The 1,469-nt window shown below is 73.3% G+C and carries 1 protein-coding gene and 1 pseudogene; both read right to left on the bottom strand.

The features are described from left to right. Positions 1-109: 109 nt before the first annotated feature. Positions 110-315, bottom strand: a pseudogene (locus tag AB0O00_RS39200) (50S ribosomal protein L32). A gap of 47 nt (positions 316-362) precedes the next feature. Beyond that, the coding region (locus AB0O00_RS39195; RefSeq protein WP_363659445.1) for a GTP-binding protein at positions 363-1,469 on the bottom strand (1,107 nt) is incomplete at its 5' end.

Below are 1,469 nucleotides of genomic sequence, written 5' to 3'. Positions count from 1 at the left end.
AACCGCTCCTCGCGGTCCACGGCGTACCGCTCCTGCTGGCGCTCCCACCGCTCCAGCCATTCCTCGGCCAGCCCCCGGCCGATGACCGACGGCCCTCCCCCCGCCGTGGTCACCTTTCGTCGGGGGTCAGCAGGCCGCGCTGGTAGGCGCGGACCAGGTGCTTGGGGACGAGGTGGCGTCGGCCGTCGATCTCGATCGGGACCAGATCCGGAGCGGTCGCCTTCCACTGGGCGCGGCGTATGGGCCCCTCCTGCCCGGCGGCGGGCAAGGAGGGAGGGTGTTGCTGCGGGACGTCTTGCGCTTGGGTACGGCCATGGGTGATTCCCCTTCCGATCTACGGGTGTTGAACGGGCGACCGGTGCTCAGGCCACCGGGTCGAGCATGTCGTCGAAGGCATCCGGCAGTTGCTTCCAGGCCTCTTCGCCGGGGGCGAGTTCGTCGTCGGTGAGCAGGCAGGAGTCGAGCAGCTCGACGATTCCGTCGGTGTCCAGCCCCTCGGCGGTGAAGCAGAGTTGCTGCACGCGGTCGCCGTGGACCGGATCCCAGTCGAGGGCCGCCGCGGCGCGTCGCTGGGGTGGGTACAGCTCCCAGGAGGCATCCGGCAGCGAGGCCAGCCACGGCCCGCACTCCTCGACGACCAGGCTCGCCCCCGCGGCGTCCCACCCGAGCAGCAGATCGGGCCGGTTGGCGAGCCAGAACCGGCCGCGGCTGCGCTGGGCGGCGGGGACGAGCAGGTCGAGCGCCTCGTGGAATCGGGCCGGGTGCAACGGGCGCCGTCGCTCCCACACCAGCGTCGCGACGCCCGCCTCGTCCTGTGGGTACGGCAGCAGGGCGATCGCCGGGTTGACCCGGTCCCGGGCGGCAGGCACGTCGAACCCGGCCAGCGCCGCAGGGACCAGCTTGCCCGTACCGAGCGTGACGGTACGGGCGGACGGGTGCAGTTGGCGGAGCATGGCCAGCCCGGCGTGGAGCTCGGGTGCACCGGCAGCGTCCCCCGCCGCAGGGACCGCGTGGACGGTGGCGTACTCGACCTGCTGCGTGAGGGCCTCGGCGCGGGTCCGGGTGTCGTCGGCGCAGGTCTGCGCCGCATGCTCACTGAGCGTGTCGGGCACGGAGAGTTGGGGAACGAGCCGCAGCGGGTCGACGGCGGTGACCACCCCGGCCACCATCACCGCCTCGGACAGGCAGCGACCGTCGACCTCCCCTTCGGCGATCACCTCGACCGCCGGGTGCGGGTCGCTGCCGCCCCACAGCTCGACCACCGCCAAACGGTGCCGGCCGGCGTCGGCTATCCGGAGCAGTTCGGGGAGCAGGTCCTCCCGCAGCGCGCAGCAGGGGCAGTCGCCGGTCAGCGGGACGTCCGACTCGCCTCGCGCCCCGGAGGCGTCCAGGATGTCCCGCCGGACCCTGCCGTGGACGGCGTCGGAGAGGTCGTGGTGCAGCACGACGACGTTCCCGCCGCCGCTCAG

This window comes from Kitasatospora sp. NPDC093558, from assembly GCF_040683475.1.
Taxonomy (GTDB): domain Bacteria; phylum Actinomycetota; class Actinomycetes; order Streptomycetales; family Streptomycetaceae; genus Kitasatospora.
Note: the sequence above shows the minus strand (reverse complement) of the source record. Positions and strands in the feature narration are given on the sequence as shown.